This is a genomic window from Variovorax sp. Root411 (assembly GCF_001425205.1).
Classification (GTDB): Bacteria; Pseudomonadota; Gammaproteobacteria; order Burkholderiales; family Burkholderiaceae_C; genus Variovorax.
Map to the genome: position 1 here is coordinate 117,578 of NZ_LMDW01000012.1, position 20,052 is coordinate 137,629.

At 68.0% G+C, this 20,052-nt stretch carries 21 protein-coding genes; 11 read left to right on the forward strand and 10 right to left on the reverse strand.

Features of this window, described 5'->3' with window-relative positions:
* Positions 1 to 9 precede the first annotated feature (9 nt).
* On the reverse strand, positions 10 to 1,695 hold the full coding sequence (argS, locus tag ASC92_RS11550) for an arginine--tRNA ligase (RefSeq protein WP_056515004.1): 1,686 nt from the start codon (positions 1,693 to 1,695) through the stop codon (positions 10 to 12).
* A gap of 131 nt (positions 1,696 to 1,826) precedes the next feature.
* On the opposite strand from argS, the gene ASC92_RS11555 reads away from it, so the two are divergent.
* Positions 1,827 to 2,162, forward strand: coding sequence for a hypothetical protein (locus ASC92_RS11555; protein WP_056515007.1), 336 nt, complete (start codon positions 1,827 to 1,829; stop codon positions 2,160 to 2,162).
* 78 nt (positions 2,163 to 2,240) lie between these two features.
* Here ASC92_RS11555 and ASC92_RS11560 read toward each other — a convergent pair whose 3' ends face one another.
* The 4 genes from ASC92_RS11560 to ASC92_RS11575 all read right to left on the reverse strand — a co-directional run bounded on the left by ASC92_RS11560 (position 2,241) and on the right by ASC92_RS11575 (position 5,862).
* Complete coding sequence (locus ASC92_RS11560; RefSeq protein ID WP_056515010.1) at positions 2,241 to 2,693, reverse strand: DUF2214 family protein; 453 nt, start codon at positions 2,691 to 2,693, stop codon at positions 2,241 to 2,243.
* 91 nt (positions 2,694 to 2,784) lie between these two features.
* Complete coding sequence (locus ASC92_RS11565) at positions 2,785 to 3,711, reverse strand: LysR family transcriptional regulator (RefSeq protein ID WP_056515012.1); 927 nt, start codon at positions 3,709 to 3,711, stop codon at positions 2,785 to 2,787.
* Positions 3,712 to 3,743: 32 nt separating this feature from the next.
* Positions 3,744 to 4,934, reverse strand: a complete 1,191-nt coding sequence (locus tag ASC92_RS11570; protein ID WP_056515015.1) for a CaiB/BaiF CoA transferase family protein — start codon at positions 4,932 to 4,934, stop codon at positions 3,744 to 3,746.
* A complete protein-coding gene (locus ASC92_RS11575; RefSeq protein ID WP_056515019.1) occupies positions 4,927 to 5,862 on the reverse strand; it encodes a hydroxymethylglutaryl-CoA lyase in 936 nt (311 codons plus the stop codon). The genes ASC92_RS11570 and ASC92_RS11575 overlap by 8 nt, the downstream gene beginning before the upstream one ends.
* A gap of 97 nt (positions 5,863 to 5,959) precedes the next feature.
* Here ASC92_RS11575 and ASC92_RS11580 point away from each other — a divergent pair, with 97 nt between their 5' ends.
* The 3 genes from ASC92_RS11580 to ASC92_RS11590 all read left to right on the forward strand — a co-directional run bounded on the left by ASC92_RS11580 (position 5,960) and on the right by ASC92_RS11590 (position 10,399).
* Positions 5,960 to 6,700, forward strand: a complete 741-nt coding sequence (locus ASC92_RS11580; RefSeq protein WP_056515024.1) for an IclR family transcriptional regulator — start codon at positions 5,960 to 5,962, stop codon at positions 6,698 to 6,700.
* Positions 6,701 to 6,829: 129 nt separating this feature from the next.
* On the forward strand, positions 6,830 to 9,004 hold the full coding sequence (locus tag ASC92_RS11585) for a malate synthase G (protein WP_056515026.1): 2,175 nt from the start codon (positions 6,830 to 6,832) through the stop codon (positions 9,002 to 9,004).
* Between the two features lie 123 nt (positions 9,005 to 9,127).
* Entirely contained in the window at positions 9,128 to 10,399 is a 1,272-nt protein-coding gene (locus ASC92_RS11590) for an MFS transporter (protein ID WP_056515029.1), read from the forward strand.
* On the opposite strand, the gene ASC92_RS11595 is transcribed toward ASC92_RS11590, so the two are convergent.
* The 3 genes from ASC92_RS11595 to ASC92_RS28585 all read right to left on the reverse strand — a co-directional run bounded on the left by ASC92_RS11595 (position 10,389) and on the right by ASC92_RS28585 (position 11,547).
* Entirely contained in the window at positions 10,389 to 10,820 is a 432-nt protein-coding gene (locus ASC92_RS11595) for an EamA family transporter (protein WP_321164584.1), read from the reverse strand. The genes ASC92_RS11590 and ASC92_RS11595 overlap by 11 nt on opposite strands.
* Before the next feature lie 92 nt (positions 10,821 to 10,912).
* Positions 10,913 to 11,128 (reverse strand): hypothetical protein, encoded by a 216-nt coding sequence (locus ASC92_RS11600; RefSeq protein WP_056515032.1) that lies wholly within the window; start codon positions 11,126 to 11,128, stop codon positions 10,913 to 10,915.
* Positions 11,129 to 11,262: 134 nt separating this feature from the next.
* Positions 11,263 to 11,547: a hypothetical protein gene (locus ASC92_RS28585; RefSeq protein ID WP_157609048.1), complete on the reverse strand. Its 285-nt coding sequence runs from the start codon at positions 11,545 to 11,547 to the stop codon at positions 11,263 to 11,265.
* On the opposite strand from ASC92_RS28585, the gene ASC92_RS11605 reads away from it, so the two are divergent.
* On the forward strand, positions 11,534 to 12,109 hold the full coding sequence (locus tag ASC92_RS11605) for a fasciclin domain-containing protein (protein WP_157609049.1): 576 nt from the start codon (positions 11,534 to 11,536) through the stop codon (positions 12,107 to 12,109). The genes ASC92_RS28585 and ASC92_RS11605 overlap by 14 nt on opposite strands.
* A gap of 37 nt (positions 12,110 to 12,146) precedes the next feature.
* Here ASC92_RS11605 and ASC92_RS11610 read toward each other — a convergent pair whose 3' ends face one another.
* Complete coding sequence (locus ASC92_RS11610; RefSeq protein ID WP_056515036.1) at positions 12,147 to 13,082, reverse strand: LysR substrate-binding domain-containing protein; 936 nt, start codon at positions 13,080 to 13,082, stop codon at positions 12,147 to 12,149.
* 82 nt (positions 13,083 to 13,164) lie between these two features.
* Here ASC92_RS11610 and ASC92_RS11615 point away from each other — a divergent pair, with 82 nt between their 5' ends.
* The 4 genes from ASC92_RS11615 to ASC92_RS11630 all read left to right on the forward strand — a co-directional run bounded on the left by ASC92_RS11615 (position 13,165) and on the right by ASC92_RS11630 (position 15,902).
* Positions 13,165 to 13,488, forward strand: a complete 324-nt coding sequence (locus ASC92_RS11615) for a DUF2917 domain-containing protein (protein WP_056516336.1) — start codon at positions 13,165 to 13,167, stop codon at positions 13,486 to 13,488.
* 65 nt (positions 13,489 to 13,553) lie between these two features.
* Complete coding sequence (locus tag ASC92_RS11620) at positions 13,554 to 14,357, forward strand: enoyl-CoA hydratase-related protein (RefSeq protein ID WP_056515041.1); 804 nt, start codon at positions 13,554 to 13,556, stop codon at positions 14,355 to 14,357.
* 55 nt (positions 14,358 to 14,412) lie between these two features.
* Positions 14,413 to 15,669 (forward strand): 6-phosphofructokinase, encoded by a 1,257-nt coding sequence (locus tag ASC92_RS11625; protein WP_056516339.1) that lies wholly within the window; start codon positions 14,413 to 14,415, stop codon positions 15,667 to 15,669.
* Positions 15,666 to 15,902, forward strand: coding sequence for a cysteine-rich CWC family protein (locus ASC92_RS11630; RefSeq protein WP_056515044.1), 237 nt, complete (start codon positions 15,666 to 15,668; stop codon positions 15,900 to 15,902). The genes ASC92_RS11625 and ASC92_RS11630 overlap by 4 nt, the downstream gene beginning before the upstream one ends.
* On the opposite strand, the gene ASC92_RS11635 is transcribed toward ASC92_RS11630, so the two are convergent.
* The gene (locus ASC92_RS11635) at positions 15,893 to 17,212 is read right to left on the reverse strand and encodes a putative zinc-binding metallopeptidase (RefSeq protein ID WP_056515048.1); all 1,320 of its coding nucleotides are present in this window, start codon (positions 17,210 to 17,212) and stop codon (positions 15,893 to 15,895) included. The genes ASC92_RS11630 and ASC92_RS11635 overlap by 10 nt on opposite strands.
* A gap of 130 nt (positions 17,213 to 17,342) precedes the next feature.
* Here ASC92_RS11635 and ASC92_RS11640 point away from each other — a divergent pair, with 130 nt between their 5' ends.
* Together ASC92_RS11640 and ASC92_RS11645 are read left to right on the forward strand one after the other, a co-directional pair.
* Positions 17,343 to 18,830 carry a DHA2 family efflux MFS transporter permease subunit gene (locus ASC92_RS11640; RefSeq protein ID WP_056515051.1) on the forward strand — a complete coding sequence of 496 codons (1,488 nt, stop codon included), beginning with the start codon at positions 17,343 to 17,345 and terminating at the stop codon, positions 18,828 to 18,830.
* Between the two features lie 75 nt (positions 18,831 to 18,905).
* Positions 18,906 to 20,045 (forward strand): ABC transporter substrate-binding protein, encoded by a 1,140-nt coding sequence (locus ASC92_RS11645; RefSeq protein ID WP_056515054.1) that lies wholly within the window; start codon positions 18,906 to 18,908, stop codon positions 20,043 to 20,045.
* The last annotated feature ends 7 nt before the right edge of the window (positions 20,046 to 20,052 follow it).

Genomic DNA, 20,052 nt, shown 5'->3' on the forward strand with positions numbered 1-20,052 from the left:
TGAGGGAGTTCACATCTTGCTCGGCGCACTGACGCCGAGAATCGCGAGGCCATTGTGCAGCACCTGCGCGGTCGCGGCGACCAGCGCGAGGCGGGCCAGCTTGACCTTTTCGTCGTCGACCAGGATGCGCTCGGCGTCGTAATAGCTGTGGTAGCTGGCGGCCAGTTCGCGCAGGTAGAAGGTGACGTCGTGCGGGGCGAAATCCTTGGCCGCAGCCGTGAGCATGGCCGGGTACTTGGCCAGCAGCAGCATCAGCGCCTGGGCCGCCGGGCTCTCCAGCGGCGACAGGTCGACGTCCTTGAGCGTGGCGGCGTCGCCGCCCCAGCCGGCCAGCACCGAGCAGATGCGCGCATGGGCGTACTGCACGTAATAAACCGGGTTGTCGTTGTTTTTCGTCACCGCGAGGTCGATGTCGAAGGTGTATTCCGTGTCGGGCTTGCGGCTCAGCAGGAAGAAGCGGATGGCGTCGGTGCTGGTCCACTCGATCAGGTCGCGCAGCGTGACGTAGCTGCCGGCGCGCTTGCTGATCTTGACCTCTTCTCCACCCTTCATCACGCGCACCATGGTGTGCAGCACGTAGTCGGGGTAGCCCTCGGGAATGCCTTCGCCCGCCGCCTGCAGGCCGGCACGCACGCGCGCGATGGTGCCGTGGTGGTCGGTGCCCTGGATGTTGATGACCTTGTGGAAGCCGCGCTCCCATTTGGCGATGTGGTACGCGACGTCGGGCACGAAATACGTGTACGTGCCGTCCCGCTTCTTCATCACGCGGTCCTTGTCGTCGCCGTAGTCGGTCGACCTGAGCCACAGCGCGCCGTCCTCCTCGAAGGTCTTGCCGGCGGCCACGAGCTTCTGCACCGCAGCCTCGACCCGCCCACTGGTGTAGAGGCTGGACTCGAGGTAGTACTGGTCGAAACGCACGCGGAAGGCCTGCAGGTCCAGGTCCTGCTCGCGGCGCAGGTAGGCCACGGCGAATTCGCGGATCGCGTCGATGTCCTCGATGTCGCCGCTGGCTGTGACTTCGCGGTCTTCCGACTTGACGGTCTTCTTCGCCTTGAAGTCTTCCGCGATGTCGGCGATGTAGTCGCCGTTGTAGGCCGGTGCCTTGTCGCCGCTGGGCCATTCGGCGTCGCCGGGCTTGAAGCCGCGGGCGCGCAGCTGCGTGCTGTTGGCCAGCGTCTGGATCTGCACGCCGGCGTCGTTGTAGTAGTACTCGCGCCAGACGCTCTCGCCCTGCGAGGCGCGCAGGTTGCAGATGGCGTCGCCCAGCGCGGCCTGGCGGCCGTGGCCAACGTGCAGCGGGCCGGTCGGGTTGGCCGAGACGAACTCGACCAGCACCTTCTCGCCGGTGGCCGGCTGCTGCCCGAAAGCATTCGCGGCGGACAGCACCTCGCGCACGATCTGCTGCTTGGCCGCCGTCTTCAGGCGGATGTTGAGAAAGCCGGGGCCGGCGATCTCGATCGCCTCGACCCACTGGCCGAAAGCGGGGGTGGCGAGCAGCGCAGCGCTCAGTTGCTCGGCCAGCTCGCGAGGCTTGCGCCCCAGCGGTTTGGCGAGCTGCATCGCGGCCGTGCTGGCGAAATCGCCATGCGCGGCGACTTTGGGCGACTCGAACGCGGCTTTGGAGCCGGCGCCGGGCGAGAAGGATTCGAGCGTGTTCGCGAGCGCCGCGAGCAGCTCCTGTTTGACCAATAGCATCCGGGAATTTTACCGGGGGCAAACCCGGGCCCAGTTAACGATCGTCATCCGATCGTTGTCGTCGCCCGTTAGGATGGTCGGCCCCAGGGCGGGGCACCTGTCACAACTCCATCTTGCAAGGACATATCACCATGAAGAAGCTCCTTTCCCTGATCGCACTCGGCGCCTGCCTTTCCTTCGGTGCCGCACAGGCTCAAGACAAGGCCGCCGCGCCGGCAGCAGCCCCCGCTGTTGCGGCCGCACCCGCCGCCGGCGCGACCTGCGCGACCAAGGCTGTCGACAAGAATGGCAAGGCCTTGTCAGGCGCGGCCAAGAACAGCTCCATCAAGAAGTGCGAGAAGGAAGCCAAGGCCGCAGCGGCTCCCGCCTGCGCAACCAAGGCTGTCGACAAGAACGGCAAGGCACTGGCCGGCGCCGCCAAGAACAGCTTCATGAAGAAGTGCGAAGCGGACGCCGCCAAGGGCTGACGCACCGCGGCGCTGAAGAAAAGCCAGCGCACAAAAAGAAGGAACGGCCCGCCGCGTGCGGGCCTTTTTTCGTCCGGCCTATTTGCCGAAGCCGCGCGCCAGGAACACCGCCACCAGCGGAATCAGCGCGATCAGGTGCGCCTGGATCATCACCAGCCGGCGCGTCTTTTTCACATCGGCCTCGGCCGGCAGCTTGCCGGTGGCGCGCAGCGTCTTGCGCCAGCGGAAGTAGGTCAGCGTCGGGAAGATCGAGATCACGCCGACGATGATGAAGAGCCCCAGCTTCACATGCAGCAGCGGGTTGGTCCAGTACCAGGCCGTGCCCTTCATCCCCCACCACGTGCGCGCGATGCCCGTGGCAAGTACCGCGATGGCGGCCATGCCGTAGACCATGTCGACCTTGGCCAGCCGCTCCACCACGGCCGCGTTGAGCCACTGAATCCGGCACAGCGCCGCCTCGCTGGAAATGAAAACGACCATCGTCAGGATGGCGAGCAAGTGCATGTACGCGAGGATGGCTTCGAGCGTCATCGATGGCTTTCAAGGCTGTGACTCGCCCCCAGGCTTCGCGGAGCGTCAATGGAACGGGAATGTAAACAGATTGTGACGCGACGAAAGCGCTCTACGCCCGTCCACCCCAGAATTCCGGCCTCCCGTACTGCTCCTTGAGGAAATCAAGCCACAGCCGCACCCGCAACGGCAGGTGCTTGGCGCCTGCGAACACCGCGTAGATGCCGTTCGGCGGCGCGGCGAATTCGTCGAGCAGCGGCACCAGCAGGCCGGCGTCGATCTCGGCCTCCACCTCCCAGGTGCTGCGCCAGGCGATGCCGTGGCCGGCCAGGCACCAATCGTGCAGCACCTGGCCGTCGGAGCAATCGAGCGGGCCGCTGGGGCGCAGGTGGATCAATTCCTGCGCGCCGCTCTCGGTGGGAATGCGAAAGGCCCAGCCGCGCGTCTGCGAGGCGTCGCTCGACAGCGCGAGGCAGGCAAAGCGCGAGAGTTCGCCCGGGTGCTTCGGCATGCCGTGGCGGCGCACGAACTCGGGCGTGGCGACGCAGCGGCGGCGGTTGTCGGCGAGCCGTACGCTCACCAGCGAAGAATCAGGCAGGTCGCCCACGCGCACGGCACAGTCGAAGCTCTCGCCGGTGACATCGACCACGCGGTCGCTGAGGTTCAGCGAGATCGTCACTTCCGGATGCAGCGCATGAAAGCGCGGCACCAGCGGTGCGACATGGCGGCGGCCGAAGCCCGCCGGCGCGGTCACGCGCAAATGGCCGCTGGCCTTGACGCCGCCGGCGCTCACGCTGGCCTCGGCGTTCGCGAACTCTGTCAGCAGGCGCTGGCAATCTTCGAGAAAGGCACTGCCCTCGTGCGTGAGCGTGATGCGCCGCGTGGTGCGCACCAGCAGCTTGACGCCCAGCCGCTCCTCGAGCGCATCGAGCCGGCGCCCCATGATGGCCGGCGCCACGCCCTCCGCCTTGGCCGCGGCCGTGAGACCGCCTCGGGTCGCGACCGAGACGAAGGATTCGAGCTGCTTGAGGCGGTCCATGGGGCGGAAACTATATCGCCCGCAGCCTGGGGTCAGTCGCCGAGCGTCGCGCCACGCGCCTCGAGCGCGGCAATCTCCGGGTGGCTGTAGCCCACTTCTTTCAGCAGTTCGCGGCTGTGTTCGCCGATGTGCGGCGGCTGAAGGCGGATGCCGGGCCGCTCGCCGCCCAGCGTGAACGGCATCAGCGGCACCTTAGCGGTGCTGCCGTCGTTCATGCGCACCGGCGCGAGGCCGCCCGTGGCGTTGAGGTGCGGATCGTCGAACAGCTCCTGCGGCTTGGTGATGGGCGCGAAGGGCAATTCGTTGCGCTCGAACACCGCGCTCAGTTCGGCGGCGCTGTGGCCGGCCAGATGCGAGCGCAGGATCGGCATCATCCATTCGCGCGCCAGCACGCGGTCGTTGTTGGTCTTCAGGCGCGGGTCGGCCAGCATCTCGTCGAGGCCGAAGGCCTTGCAGAAGATGGTCCATTGCTTGTCGCTCACGGCCGCCAGGAAGATCTGCTCGCCGTCCTTCACCGTGAACACGTCGTACACGGCCCAGGCCGAGATGCGGCTGGGCATCGGGTCGGCGGCCTTGCCGGTGGCGGCGAACTGCATCATGTGCTGCGCGACCAGGAACACGTTGTTCTCGAACAGCGCCGACTGCACCTCGCAGCCCTTGCCGGTGAGATCGCGCTGGCGCAGGGCGGCCATGGCGCCGATGGCGCCGAACATGCCGCCCATGATGTCGTTCACGCTGGTGCCCGCGCGCAGCGGGTCGCCCGCGCGGCCGGTCATGTAGGCGAGGCCGCCCATCATCTGCACCACCTCGTCGAGCGCGGTGCGGTGGTCGTAGGGGCCGGGCAGGAAGCCCTTGTGGCTCACGTAGATGAGGCGCGGGTTGAGCTTGCTGAGCGTGTCGTAATCGAGCCCCAGCTTCTTCATCGTGCCGGGCTTGAAGTTCTCGCTCACGATGTCGGCCGTGGCGATCAGGCGCAGCGCGGCCTCCACGCCTTCGGGCTTCTTCAGGTCGAGCGCGATGCTCTTCTTGTTGCGGTTGAAGGTTGGGAAGAAGCCCGAGCCCGAGCCGAGCAGGCGGCGCGTGCTGTCGCCCTCGATGGGCTCGACCTTGATGACCTCGGCGCCGAGGTCGGCCAGCAGCAGGCCGCAGGTCGGGCCCATGACCATGTGGGTGAACTCGACGACGCGAACGCCGGCGTAGGGAAGTGGGTTGGCTTCAGACATGTGCATTGATTCCCTGGACAAAGCCCTTGGGCAGGCCAGCCTCGGGCGTCATGCCATAGACCGGTTCGCCGGGCAGGCCGGCCATGAGCGGCGCGCGCGCCGCGATGAGTTTTTCGATGTCGATGCCGGTGCGCACTCCCATGGCCTCGAACATGAAGACGAGGTCTTCAGTGACGGCATTGCCCGACGCACCCGGCGCATAAGGGCAGCCGCCTAGCCCGCCGAGCGAGGCATCGAAGGTGCGCACGCCCTCGTCCCACGCGGCGAGGCAGTTCGCGATGCCGAGGCCGCGCGTGTTGTGCATGTGGGCCGCGCCGGCGTGCTGGCCGAGTTCGGCGCGCAGCCGCTTGAACAGGCGGCGCACCTGCGCCGGGTTGGCATAGCCAACGGTGTCGGACAGGCCCGACTCGTCGGCACCGGCCTCGATGCACTGCGCGGCAAGGCGGATCACGTCGTCTTCCGGCACCAGCCCCTGCAGCGTGCAGCCGAAGGCGGTGGAGATGCCGGCCTCCAGCTTCACCTGCGGCGCGATGGCGTTGCGCAGCTCGGCGATGGCACGCACTTCCTCGACCATCTCCGTCGGCGTCTTGCGCACGTTGGCCAGCGAATGCGCGACGCTGGCCGACACCGGCATCGTGAGCTTGTGCACGCCGGCTTCGAGCGCGGCCTGCGCGCCCTTGCGGTTGGGCACCAGCGCCATCACCGTGAGGCCGGGCAGCGTGATGGCGTGGCGCACCACCTCGGCGGCGTCGGCCATCTGCGGCAGCAGCTTCGCGGGCACGAAGGAGGCGACCTCGATCTCGCGCACGCCGGCGGCATGGAGCGCGTCGATCCAGCGCAGCTTGTAGTCCGTGGGCATAGTGACCTTGACCGATTGCAGGCCGTCGCGCGGGCCGACCTCGCTGATGAGGACGTCGGGGGGGGTCATCGGTTTCGTCTCCTTGGTCTTGACTGTTCTATCTTATAGAACTATATTCCGTTAAACAGAATTAGACCGTCGATCCAGTCGACTGTCAAGCCACGCCATGCCCCGCAAAGCCCAGACCGAATCGGTGTCCGACCTCAATGCCGCCCCCGGCGGCGCCGCCGCGGTCGACCGCGCGCTGAGCCTGCTCTGCGCCTTCCAGCCGGGCGACGAGGCGCTGTCGCTCGCTGAGTTCGCCGAGCGCACGCAGCTCTACAAGAGCACGGTGCTGCGACTTTTGGCCTCGCTCGAACATGCGCGGCTCATCCGCCGGCAGGACGACGGCCGCTACGCGCTGGGCATGGAGATCGCGCGGCTGCACGGGCTGTACGCGGCGTCGCTGTCGCTCGATCGCATCGTGCCGCCGGTGCTGCGCGCGCTCGCCGCAACAACGGGCGAAAGCGCGGCGTACCACGTGCGGCAGGACCAAGGCGACAGCTGGGTGCGGCTGTGCCAGTTCCGGGTCGACTCATCGCATGTGGTGCGCGACCACGTGCGCGCTGGCGACCTGCTGCCCAACGACCGCGGCGCGGGCGCGCGCGTGCTGATCGCCTTCGGACCCGAGGCCGAGCGGCCGCGCGGCACCAAGGAACGCAAGCTGTACGACGCCATCCGCGCGCAGGGTTATTGCGCGCTGGTGGGCGACCGCACGGCTGAACTGGCGGGGATCTCGGCGCCGGTGTTCCATGCCGATGGCAGCCTCGCTGCGGCCGTCACGCTGACGATGCCCACGCACCGGTATGACGAGCGCTATATCGAGCCGGTGCGCGCGGCCGCGCGCGAGCTCAGCGGGCAGGTCTGATGCCCTCGCGGAAGAATCTCGATTACCTTTATTTTTGTCACAGATAAATCCCGCCCTCGGCCCTTACTGGCCAGCAAAGTATCGAATAAAGTTCGGTCCAGGATTGCATCTTTCTCAAGGAGAAACCCCATGACCACTCGCACCACCGCCCACGGACTCCAGGTCGCGACCGAGCTCCACCGCTTCATCGAGGACAAGGTCCTGCCCGCCAGCGGCGTGGCCAGCGATGTCTTCTGGAAGGGATTCGACGCCATCGTCCATGACCTTGCACCGAAGAACATCGCGCTGCTCGCCGAACGCGATCGCCTGCAGAGCGAGCTCGACGCGTGGCACAAAAAGAACCCCGGCCCGATCGCCGACATGCCGGCCTACCGCGCCTTCCTGGAAAAGATCGGCTACCTGCTGCCGCAGCCCAAGGGCGCGAAGGCCACCACCGCCAACGTCGACTCCGAACTCGCGCTGCAGGCCGGCCCGCAGCTGGTGGTGCCGATCCTGAATGCGCGCTACGCACTCAACGCCGCCAACGCGCGCTGGGGCTCGCTGTACGACGCGCTGTACGGCACCGACGCCATCTCCGAAGCCGGTGACGCCGAGAAAGGCAAGGGCTACAACCCCGTGCGCGGTGCCAAGGTCATCGAGTTCGCGCGCAACGTGCTCGACCAGGCCGCGCCGCTGGAAAACGGCTCGCACAAGATGGCCACCGGCTACAGCGTGAAGGACGGCAAGCTCGTCGTCGCGCTGCAGAGCAGCAGCACCGGCCTGGCCGATGCCTCGCAGTTCATCGGCTACCAGGGCGATGCCGCCGCGCCGTCGTCGGTGCTGCTCAAGCACAACGGCATTCACCTGGACATCCGCATCGACCGCAGCACCGCCATCGGCAAGACCGATGCGGCCGGCGTGAGCGACCTCGTGCTCGAAGCCGCGCTCTCGACCATCCTCGACCTCGAGGACTCGGTGGCCGTGGTCGACGCGGCCGACAAGGTGGTCGCGTACACGAACTGGCTCGGCATCGTCGAAGGCACGCTGACGGAAGAAGTCGCCAAGGGCGGCAAGACCTTCACGCGCGGCCTCAACGCCGACCGCGAGTACACCGGCGCCAACGGCCAACCCGTGAAGCTGCACGGCCGCTCGCTCATGTTCCTGCGCAACGTGGGCCACCTGATGACCAACCCGGCCGTGCTGTATGCCGGCGGCAAGGAAATCCCCGAGGGCATCCTCGACGCCGTGGTCACCACCACCATCGCCACCATCGACCTGAAGCGCAAGGGCAACTCGCGCACCGGCAGCATCTACATCGTCAAGCCGAAGATGCACGGCCCGGCCGAAGTGGCCTTCGCGAGCGAGTTGTTCGGCCGCGTCGAGCAACTGCTCGGCCTGCCCGCCAACACGGTGAAGCTCGGCATCATGGACGAGGAGCGCCGCACCAGCGTGAACCTGAAGGCCTGCATCGCCGAAGCCGCCGCGCGCGTGGCCTTCATCAACACCGGCTTCCTCGACCGCACCGGCGACGAGATGCACACCGCCATGCAGGGCGGCCCGATGATCCGCAAGGGCGACATGAAGTCGAGCGCGTGGATCGGCGCCTACGAAAAGAACAACGTGCTGGTCGGCCTCTCGTGCGGCCTGCGCGGCAAGGCGCAGATCGGCAAGGGCATGTGGGCCATGCCCGACCTGATGGCCGCGATGCTCGAGCAGAAGATCGGCCACCCCAAGGCCGGCGCCAACACCGCCTGGGTGCCCTCGCCCACCGCCGCCACGCTGCACGCGCTGCACTACCACCAGGTCAGCGTGACCGCGGTGCAGCAGGAACTCGAGAAGATCGACGCCGACGCGGAGCGCGACAACATCCTCAACGCGCTGCTGCAGGTGCCGATCGCGCCCGAGGCCAAGTGGACGCCTGAAGAGCGCCAGCAGGAAATCGACAACAACGTGCAGGGCATCCTCGGCTACGTGGTGCGCTGGATCGACCAGGGCGTGGGCTGCTCCAAGGTGCCCGACATCCACAACGTCGGCCTGATGGAAGACCGCGCCACGCTGCGCATCTCGAGCCAGCACATCGCCAACTGGCTGCTGCACGGCGTGGTGACCAAGGCGCAGGTCGACGAGACCTTCCAGCGCATGGCCAAGGTGGTCGACGAGCAGAACGCGGGCGACCCGCTGTACCAGCCGATGGCCGGCCACTTCGAGACCTCGGCGGCCTACAAGGCGGCGCAGGAACTGGTGTTCAAGGGCATCGAGCAGCCGAGCGGGTACACCGAGCCGTTGCTGCATGCGTGGCGGTTGAAGGTGAAGGGCGAGGCCTGATCTGCATCCCCGGCACCCTGCCGGGGTTCAAGCGAACGAACGGCGCCCGAGGGCGCCGTTCTGCGTGAGAAGCGACGTGCCATTAGCATTCATGCCGCTCTCTTCTTTCGAATTCCCCCCTCGATGAACACGAATGCGGCATTGCCGCCTCCGCCGCGCTGGTCAACCTCGGCCGCCGCGATGCTGGTCGCACTGGCCAGCGCCTTCGCCCTGAGTCAGGCCTTCCGCACCGTCGGCGCCATGATGGCCACGCCGCTCGCCGGCCACTTCGGCCTGACGCCGCAACAGCTGGGCACCTGGGCCGGCACCTTCCACTTCATGTTCGGCATCATGCAGCTCGCGATGGGCGTGTCGATCGACATGTTCGGCGTGCGCCGTACGGTGCTGGTCGCCTTTCCACTGGCCATCGCGGGCGCGGCGTTGTGCGCAATGGCGTCGAGCTTCGGCGCCCTGCTGCTGGGGCAGGCGCTGATTGGCGTCGGCTGCGCGCCGGCCTTCCTGGCCTGCACGGTGTTCATCGCGCGGCACTTCGACGCCTCGCGCTTCACCGCCATGTCGGGGCTGGTGATGAGCCTGGCGGGGCTGGGCATTCTGTTCACCGGCACGCCCCTGGCCCTGCTGATCGAGGCTGCGTCGTGGCGCGCGGGCTATGCGGTGCTGGCCGCGTTCGCTGTGCTTTCGTGGCTGGTCATTTTCTGGCGTGTGCGCGAACCCGCTCGTGCGGCGGATCAAGCGAGCCCGCAGGCTGCACTGGCCGAGCGTCAGTCGCTGCGCAAGGCCGTGCGCGAACTGCTGCCGCTGTTCGCGATGCCGCACACCCTGGGCCTGCTGTGCTTCGCCTGCGTGTCGTACGCAGCCTTCATCACGCTGCGCGGCCTGTGGCTCGGGCCGGTGTTGCACGACCGGCACGGCCTGTCGCTGGTGGCCAGCGGCAATGTCGCATTGGTCATGACGGTCGCCGGCATGCTCAGCCCGGCGCTGTTCGGTCGGATGGACCCGGGCGGCGCACGCCGCGCGCACTGGATGATGGGATGCTCGTTCGCCGGCGCGCTGATGTTCGGCGCCATGGCGCTGACGCAATCGCGCGCGGTGGACATCGGCCTGCCGGTCTTCTACGGCCTGCTTTCGGGCTACAGCGTGCTGCAGTACGCCTACACCAGGAACGCCTACCCCGCTGCGATGACGGGACGCGCGATGGCGCTGCTCAACATGGCGATGTTCCTCGGCGTCTCGCTGATGCAGTGGACCACCGGCGTGGCCGCGTCGTGGGCCGTGGCGAATGGCGTCGAGCCGTTCCGAGCGGTGTTTCTCACGGTCGCGGCCATGCTGGCCGCGGGCACGCTCGCGTTCCTCGTGCTGCCGCGCGCGCCTGCGCCGGTGCGGCTCAGCGCTTGATCGCCAGCATCAGCACCCCGCCCGCGATCATCGCCACGCCCGCCCATTCGCGGCCGGAGGGGCGCTCGCCGAGGAACATCACGGCGAACAGCACCACCAGCACCACGCTGAGCTTGTCGACCGGCGCGACCTGCGAGGCATTGCCCATCTTGAGCGCGCGGAAGTAGCAGACCCACGACGCGCCCGTCGCGAGCCCGGAGAGCACGAGGAACAGCCAGGTGCGGGGCGAGAGCTGCAGCGGGTTCGTCCATTTGCCGGTGGCGTGCACGAAGGCCGCGAGCACCACGAGGATCACCACGGTGCGCACCAGCGTGGCCATGTCGGAGTCGACGCCCGCAAGGCCGAGCTTGGCGAGGATGGCCGTCAGTGCGGCGAAGACGGCCGACAGGGCGGCCCAGAAAAACCAGTTGGAGGCGGTGATGCCCATGGTGCTTCTTTCGTGGATGGCAGTGGCGCACTTCCCATCATGCGCGATCGCGACGACGGCCTTGCCCATGTCTTCACGCATGCCCGTCAGTCCTCCGTGAAGCGGTACCCGGCCTTCTGCAGCGCCACCTTCTGCGCACGCCGCTCGGCGCGGTGCGTGCGCAGGTGGCGCCCTGCTTTCTGGTTCGATTCGCCGCGCGCCATCGCGGCCACTACAGGATTGCGAGGTGCCACGCCGGGCACCGAAAAGTAAAACCGGCCCAGACGCTTGTCGTCGTCGCGGGCCTTTCGTTGAGCACTCATGTGCGCACACTCCGAAAAACAGAAAGGCCCCGGCGAATGGCTGCGCGGGGCCTTTGTCGACAGGCCTCGGCGGGTGCATGGATGCACATCCGGCCGGGGCGGTCGGTGTGCGGATCAGGTGTTCAGGAAACGGTTCATTGGATTGGTTTGTCGCCCGGGAGGTTGGTCGTCGCCAGGCGCGGCGGAAAGAAACTGTCGCTGAAAAACGAAGGGCGGATTTTGGCGAGCCCGCATGCGACGCGCAAGCGCCGCACGTGCGGTTGTGGCGCAAAGCCGACGCGGTGCCGACGCGTGAATCCAGTTGCGCGGCCGCGCCGTATCCAACTCAAGCGCATCGCGCCTCCGAGCTGCTGGCGGTTTCCACAGTCACCTTCCACCAAGAACCATTCTTTCCAGGAGCCTTCAATGAAAAAACTCATGATTGCAGTCGGCGTTTCGGTCCTGCTCGGCGCTTGCGCGGGCGGCACGGCCATGGGCGGCAGCAGCGGCGGCATGTCGTCGAACCCGATGGTCGGCGGTGCGGCGATGTACCCGACGAAGGACATCGTCGACAACGCCGTGAATTCGAAGGACCACACCACGCTGGTCGCGGCCGTGAAGGCCGCGGACCTCGTGGGCACGCTCAAGAGCCCCGGCCCGTTCACCGTGTTCGCACCGACCAACGCGGCCTTCGCCGCACTGCCGGCCGGCACGGTCGACACGCTGCTCAAGCCCGAGAACAAGCCCACCCTGAGCAAGGTGCTGACCTACCACGTAGTGCCCGGCCGGATGGACGGCCCGGCGCTGATGAGCGCCATCAATGCAGGTGGCGGCAAGGCCACGCTGAAGACCGCGAGCGGCGGCACGCTGACCGCGACGATGAGCGGCGGCAACGTGATGGTGACCGACGCCAAGGGCGGCACGGCGATGGTGACGATCGCCAACGTCTACCAGTCGAACGGCGTGATCCACGTCGTGAACAAGGTGCTGCTGCCGGGTTGATCGCGACCTTGCTGCACAGCGCCGGCACGGCGGGCCTTCAGGTCCGCCGCGCCGCGTCCGCTTCGTCGCGCAGCCACTGCGCGAAATCCTGCGCGTCGCGGTTGCTCCCGGCGCGCTTCGACATCTCGACGAAGTAGCCGCGGCGCGACGCGGCGCCTTCGCCCAGCGGTGCGACCAGGCGGCCGTCTTTCACCAGGTCCTGCAGCAGCGGCAGGCGGCCGATCACCACGCCCTGGCCCGCCACGGCCGCGGCCACCGCGTCGGCGTATTGCGTGAAGCGCAGCGTGCTCTTCATGCGCAGGTCGGCGAGCCCCATGACCTTGAGCCAGGGCTCCCAGTCGGTCGTCGGTGCTTCGCTGTGGTCCGGGTACTCGATCGTGAGCAGTGTGAGCCCCGAAAGATCCGAGGGCGCGTGCAAGGCCGCCGCGAGCTGCGGGGCGCACAGCGGCACCACCGACTCCTCGAACAGCGCCGCACCGACGCCGCGATCGATCGGCACGAAGCGCACCGCCACGTCGATGCGGCTGCGCTCCAGGTCGAGCACGTCGAGCGTGGCCGACATGCGCACATCGACCTGCGGATGGCTGCCGGTGAAGCGCGCGAGCCGCGGAATGAGCCACAGCGATGCGAATCCCGGCGTGGTGGTGATCGCCACCTGGCGCGGCGCGGCGCTGGCGCGCACGCGCGCGGTGGCGTCGCGCAGGCGCTCCAGGCTGTCGGTGACGGCGCGCTGCAGCACGCCGCCGGCCTCGGTGAGCGACAGCGCGCGGTGGCGGCGCTCGAACAGCAGCACGCCCAGGCTGGCTTCGAGCTGCTGGATCTGCCGGCTCACGGCCGACTGCGTCAGGTGCAGCTCGCCCGCCGCGAGCGTGAAGCTCAGCCGCCGCGCGGCCGCCTCGAAACTGCGCAGCAGTTCGAGCGGCGGCAGCTCGCCATTGGCGGCCCCGGGGGCTTTTGCATTCTCTGTGTGCATGCAAAGAGTTCCGAATTACCGCGTGCAAAGGAGAGATCAGCTCACTATATTCATTCGTATCACGAATGCAATGGAGCTTGCCATGCGCACCTCTTCCAACACTTCTTCCCGCTTCGACGTCAGCCTGCCGAAGCGTTCCGTCTTCGCCGTAACCGATGGCGCGGGCGTGGGTATCGAATGCCGCAGCGGCTCGGTCTGGGTCACACTCGACCGCGATCCGCGCGACATCGTGCTGGCGCCCGGCGATCGCTTCGAAGGCACCGAGCACCGGCGGGTACTGGTGTCGGCGCTGGAACCGTCGTGCATCACCGTGTCGGATGCGCAGCCGGCCGCCATGCCTCTCCCGAAGGGCATGGGCACACGGTCGCCTTGGCGACTTCCGTCACACGGGTTGTCCCCGGCTTGACCCGGGCTCGCGTGCATCGAACCATCGATGCCCATGAGCCCCGACGCACCCACTTCCACCGCCCGATGAACGACCAGCCCTACATCCTCCAGGAGCTGGCCGACGGCATCGCCACGCTCACGCTGAATCTTCCCGCCAAGCTCAACCCGATCGCGCGCGAATTGCAGGTCGAACTGCGCGATGCGCTGGAACGCATACGCGACGACCGCGCGGTGCGCGCAGTGATCCTCACGGGCGCCGGCAAGGCCTTCTGCGTGGGCGCCGACCTGAGCGCAATGGCGCCGGGCGACGAAGGCAAGTCGCTCGGCACGCAGACGGCCGAGTGGATGCAGCAACTCAGCAATCCGCTGATCGAGACGCTGCGCACGCTGCCTGTTCCGGTGGTCGCCGCCGTCAATGGCCCCGCGGCCGGCGCCGGCGTAGGCCTTGCGCTGGCAGCCGACGTGACCATTGCCGCGCGCAGTGCGTATTTCTACCTGCCCTTCCTGCCCAAGCTCGGCATCGTGCCGGACCTGGGCTGCACCTGGGCCATTCCGCGCCGCGCCGGCCGGGCGCGCGCGATGGGCATGGCGCTGCTCGACGAGCGCGTGGGCGCGGGGCGTGCCGTGCAATGGGGCCTGATCTGGGGCTGCGTGGACGACGAGCAATTGATGGAGGAGGCCAAGGGCATCGCGCAGCGCCTCGCTCGCCTACCGGCGCATGCCGTGCTCGAAGCACGCGAGGCCTTCGAGGCCTCTGAGCGCCACACGCTGAAGGAGCAGCTGCACTACGAGAGCGAGCGCCAGCGCGATCTGATCGACCGCCCGAGCTTCCGCGAAGGCGTGAGCGCCTTCCTGCAGAAGCGCCCGCCGGTCTTCGAGAGCCGCTGACATCCTGTCACCCTGACACTGGCGCCTGCCGGAGGGCTGCGGGAGAATGCCGCGCATGCCCATCCTCAACGCCTTCTACGCCCAGTCGGGCGGCGTCACCTCGGTCATCAACGCGTCGGCCTGCGGCGTGATCGAGACGGCGCGAAAACATCCCGACCGCATCGGCAAGCTCTATGCCGGGCGCAACGGCATCATCGGCGCGCTGACCGAGGAACTGATCGACACCGGCGCCGAATCGGCCGAGGCGATCGCGGCGCTGCGCAGCACGCCCTCGGGCGCTTTCGGCTCGTGCCGCTACAAGCTCAAGTCGCTCGAGAAGAACCGTCGCGAGTACGAGCGGCTGATCGAAGTGTTCAAGGCGCACGGCATCGGCTACTTCTTCTACAACGGCGGCGGCGATTCGGCCGACACCTGCTTCAAGGTGAGCCAACTGTCGCAGTCGATGGGCTATGCGCTGCAGGCCATCCACGTGCCCAAGACCATCGACAACGACCTGCCGCTGACCGACTGCTGCCCGGGCTTCGGCTCGGTCGCGAAGTACGTGGCGGTGTCGACCATCGAGGCCTCGTTCGACGTGCGTTCGATGGCGGCAACATCGACCAAGGTGTTCGTGCTCGAAGTGATGGGCCGGCATGCGGGCTGGATCGCCGCGGCTGGCGCCCTGGCGGCGGACCAGGGCATTCCGGTGGTGGTGCTGTTCCCGGAGATCGAGTTCGACAAGGCGCGCTTTCTCGCGCGCGTCGATGAGTTGGTGAAGCAGCACGGCTACTGCTCGGTGGTGGTGTCCGAAGGCTGCCACCACCCCGACGGCACCTTCCTTGCCGAGCAGGGCACGCGCGACGCCTTCGGCCATGCGCAGCTCGGCGGCGCGGCGCCGGTGGTGGCGCAGATGGTCAAGGAAGCGCTGGGCCACAAGTTCCACTGGGCCGTGGCCGACTACCTGCAGCGTGCGGCGCGCCACATCGCCTCGGCCACCGACGTGAAGCAGGCCTACGAACTGGGACAGCGCGCGGTGGAACTGGCACTCGAAGGCCGCAACGCCGTCATGCCCACCATCGAGCGCACGTCCGATGTGCCCTATGCCTACCGCCTGGGCTGTGCGCCGCTCGAATCCGTCGCCAACGTCGAGAAGCCGATGCCGCGCGACTTCATCTCGGACGATGGCTACGGCATCACCGAGAAGTGCCGGCGCTACCTGCTGCCGCTGATCGAGGGCGAGGACTACCCGGCCTACAGCGGCGGGTTGCCGGTCTACGTGACGCTGCAGAACGTGGCGGTGGCGAAGAAGCTGCCGGCTTTCGAGATCGCATGACGACTTCGGCGGCAGCCACCGGCCTGATCGACGCCACACGCTGTCCGCTGTGCGGCGAGGCGAACCGCTGCGCTATGGAAATCGAACGCGAGACGGGCGAGGCGCAGCCGCCCTGCTGGTGCATGCAGGCCGACTTCGGCAAGGCGCCGCTCACGAACCTGCCGGAAGACATGCGCGGGCTGGCGTGCATCTGCATGCGCTGCGCGACCGGCGCATCGCCGGCTCAGGACTGAGCAGGGTTCTGCGATTGCCCCTGTGACTGCTCCTGCTCGTCGGGTGCGGAATCGGCCACGTCGCCGGCCATCACCATCGTCGGTGCACTGCCCGGCCGCTGCTGCGTGATCACGCGGTGGATGAACTGCAGCTTGCCCACCGCCGTGCGCGGCAGCACGAAGGGGTAGTAGTCGGGCTGCCCCATGCTGCGCGACAGCTCGTTGAGCACGTTGGTGAGCAGCACCCAGCCGTTGATGAAATCGAGGAACTTGCCGGCATCGGGATCGTCCGGCTGCCAGAGGTCGTCGGCGGTGAAGAGGTCGCTGGCCAGTTCGACGTTGGTTGCATCGACACCGAAGCTCATCGCGGTGTCCGCCGTGTCGGCCATGTGCAGGTAGTGGGCCCAGGTCTCGGCCCAGTCTTCCCAGGGATGCGTGCTCGCGTAGCTGCTCACGAAGCGGTCGGCCCAGTCGGGCGGCGGGCCCTGTTCGTAGTGGTGCTGCAGCGCGGCGGCGTAGTCGGCGCGCTCGTCGCCGAAGAGCGCGCGGAAGTCGTCGAGCCACGGCGTGGGCAGAACCAGCAGGTCCCAGTAGTAATGGCCGATCTCGTGGCGGAAGTGGCCCAGCAGCGTGCGGTAGGGCTCGCGCATCTCCGCGCGGATGCGCTCGCGCACGGCGTCCTCGGCTTCCTCGGCGTTGAGGGTGATCACGCCGTGCTGGTGGCCGGTCATCACGTGCGGGCCGCCCGGCATGTTGCTGAGGAAGTCGAAGGTCAGGCCGTGCACCGGGTCGGCGTGGCGGCTCACGACCGGCAGGCCGAGCGCGAGCAGTTGCGAGACGAGCCGGCGCTTGGCGGTTTCGAGCTTGCGCCAGAGTTCGCCGTTGTTCTCCACCGAAAGATCGGGAATGGTGCGGGTGACGCTGCAGGCCAGGCAGTAGCCCGGTGCGAGGCCCTGGGTGTCGTCGGGCAGGGTCTCGCCTTCGCGTGCGGCAGGCACCATCCAGCTGCAGGCGGCCGGGGTCATGAGGTTCGTGCAGCGGCGATAGGTCTTGCCGTGCGGATCGCCGAACACGGTGAAGGTGTCGGGCTGCGCGCCCTCGCCCACCGCCGGCGCGAGCGGCATCACGCCGAGCCGGTCGATCACGTAGCCGAGCGGCGTGTGGCAGGCCAGGCACTCGCTGTTGCGCAGGAATATCGGGCGGCCGCACTGGCAGCGGTAGGCGCGGCTCACGGTCGGCGCGGCCAGCTCGGTCGCGAGCGTGGAAGCACCTTCCGGCTCGGCGGGGGCCGGTTGGGCGTTGGCTTGTTGTTTGTCGGGCGTGGAGTCCATGTGTTGTGTTGATCTTCTTCCTGACGCTGAGGGGACAGCCGACGCATTGTGCGGGCCGCCCGCCGCGCGCCCGCCCGCGCAAAGACCGATATGCTTGTAGGACGACGGACCCGAGACATTCCGCCGCCCCATGACCTCCCCACAGACCTCCGAAGCCGCGACCACGCCGGCCCCGCCCTCCATCGGCACGCTGCGCGAGCGCTATGGCGAGCGCTATCGCTGGTACCTGCTGCTGTCGGTCATGGTGGGCACGATGGCGTCGATCATGTCCTCGACCATCGTCAACGTCGCGATCCCGGGCATGAGCCACCACTTCTCGCTCGGCCAGGAGCGCGCGCAGTGGGTGAGCTCGGGCTTCATGGTGGCGATGACGGTCTCGATGCTCACTACGCCGTGGCTGCTGTCGCGCTACGGCTACCGGCGCACCTACGTGGGCACGATGCTGCTGCTGCTCGCGGGCGGCATCGTGGGCGGGGTGGCCAACGACTTCTCCCTGGTGCTGTTCGCGCGCGTGGCCGAGGGGCTGGCGGCGGGCGTGGTGCAGCCCATTCCGGCGATCATCATCCTGCGCGCCTTCGAGCCGCACGAGCAGGGACGCGCGAGCGGCATCTTCGGCATGGGCGTGGTGCTGGCGCCAGCGGTGGGGCCGAGCATCGGCGGGGTGCTGGTCGACCTGTTCGGCTGGCGCTCGATCTTCTTCATGGTGGTGCCGTTCTGCCTGGCCTCTCTCTGGCTGGCCTACAAGTTCGTGCCGACCACCGCGCCCGGCGGCGTGGCCGCTGTGCGCGGCGGCGGACTCGACGCGCGCGGGCTGGCGCTGGGCACGGTCGGCACGCTGTGCCTGCTGAACGGACTGGTCGCGCTGCGCGGCGATTCGCCGCTGCAGGCCGGTTTGCTGCTGGCAGGCGCGCTGGTGGCGTTCGCCGCCTTCGTGTGGTGGCAGCGGCGGCTCGCGGCCTCGGGCGGCACGCCGCTGATGAACCTCGCGCTGTTCCAGTACCGGCAGTTCGCAATGGGCAGCGTGGTCGCCTTCATCTACGGCACGGCGCTGTTCGGCTCGACCTACCTGCTGCCGGTGTACATGCAGGTGGGGCTGCATCTCTCCGCATCGCACGTGGGCACCATCCTGCTGCCGGCGGGCATCGTGCTGGCGCTGACCATCGCAGGCGTGGGCCGGCTGGCCGACAGGCACCCGACCTGGGTGCTGGTGACGATCGGCCTCGCGCTGCTGGCGGCGTCGTTCGCGCTGATGATGGTGCTGCGGCTCGACAGCGCGCTATGGCTGCTGGTGGCCTTCGCGATCATCGGGCGCATCGGGCTGGGCTTCATCCTGCCTTCGCTCAACCTGGGTTCGATGCGGCCGCTGGCCAAGCCGCTGATCCCGCAGGGGGCGAGCGCCATCAATTTCGTGCGCATGCTGGGCGGCGCGGCGGGCGTGAGCCTGTGCGCCATCGTGCTCGAGTGGCGGCTGGCGGCGCATGGCGATTCGCTCGCCAACCCGATGAGCAGCCCGGCGCGGCTGGCCGCCTTCAACGAGGTATTCGCAATGCTGGCAGGGCTTTGCGCGATTGCCATCTGCGCGGCCTGGCAATTGCGCCGTCCGCCACAACAAGGGTAAGCACCCGGTAGTACCTAAGAACCCATCGTTTCTAATTGTTAACAGTTGTTAAACACAGTTAGGGTGGGTTCTTACATGCAACGCAGAAGTTTTATCGCCTCGACGGCGGTTCTCGCCGGCGGCCTCACGCGGCTCTCGTCGGTGCAAGCGGCCGAGCCGGGGGTGACCGACGGTGAAATCGTGCTCGGCAGTTCGGCCGTGCTGAGCGGTCCGCTCGGCTCGCAGATCAAGGTCGTGCACAACGGCGCCGCGCTGGCGTTCGATTCGGCCAATGAACAAGGCGGCGTGGGCGGGCGCAAGATCAAGATGGTGGCGCTCGACGACGAGCTGAAGCCCGACAAGGCGCTGGAAAACTACGGCAAGCTGCTGAACGACCACCGCGTGTTCGCCTTCTTCGGCTGCGTGGGCTCGGGCACGACGGCCGCCGCGGCCAAGCTGCTGCAGCAGAGCGGCGCGCCCAGCGTGGGCGGCTACGGGGTGGGCGACAGCGCGCGCCAAAGCGTCGCGGGCTCGGCCTACTTCGTGCGCGCCAGCAACGCACGCGAGGCGCAGGCCCTGGTCGAGCACCTTGTCACCATCGGCGTGAACAAGATCGCCATCGCCCATCTCGACAATCCCGGCGGTGCCGAGGCGATCAAGCTGATCGAGGCCGCCATGGCCACCCACAAGCTCGCGCCGACGGCCACGGTCATGGCCAAGGGCGACGGCTCGAACGCCGCAGCCGCCGGCAAGGCGCTGGCCGACAGCCAGTCCCAGGCCATCCTGATGTACCTGGCCGGCACCGTGGCCGGCGAGGTGATCAAGGCCACCTACGCCGCCGGCAGCAAGCCGATGTTCTACGGCATGTCGATCGTTCCGGGCGAGGTCACGGCCAAGGTGGTCACCCTGCAGGCGGGCGGCCTGGCGATCTCGCAGGTCATGCCCTATCCCTGGGGCGAGGTGGAAACCGTGACGCGCGACTACCGCCGGCTGGCCGAGCGGGCACAGGTGCCCGTGGGCTACGGCAGCTTCGAGGGCTACCTGAACGCACTGGTGATGATCGAGGCGCTCAAGCGCACCGGCCGCGACCTGACGCGCGCGCGCCTGCATGCGACGCTGCGCGCATTCAAGCTGCGCCTGGCCGGCATGGACATCGATTTCTCGACCGGCAACACCACCGGCTCGCGCTTCATCGAGATGGTGCGCGTCACGCCCGAAGGCCGCTTCGTGCGCTGAAAGGGCG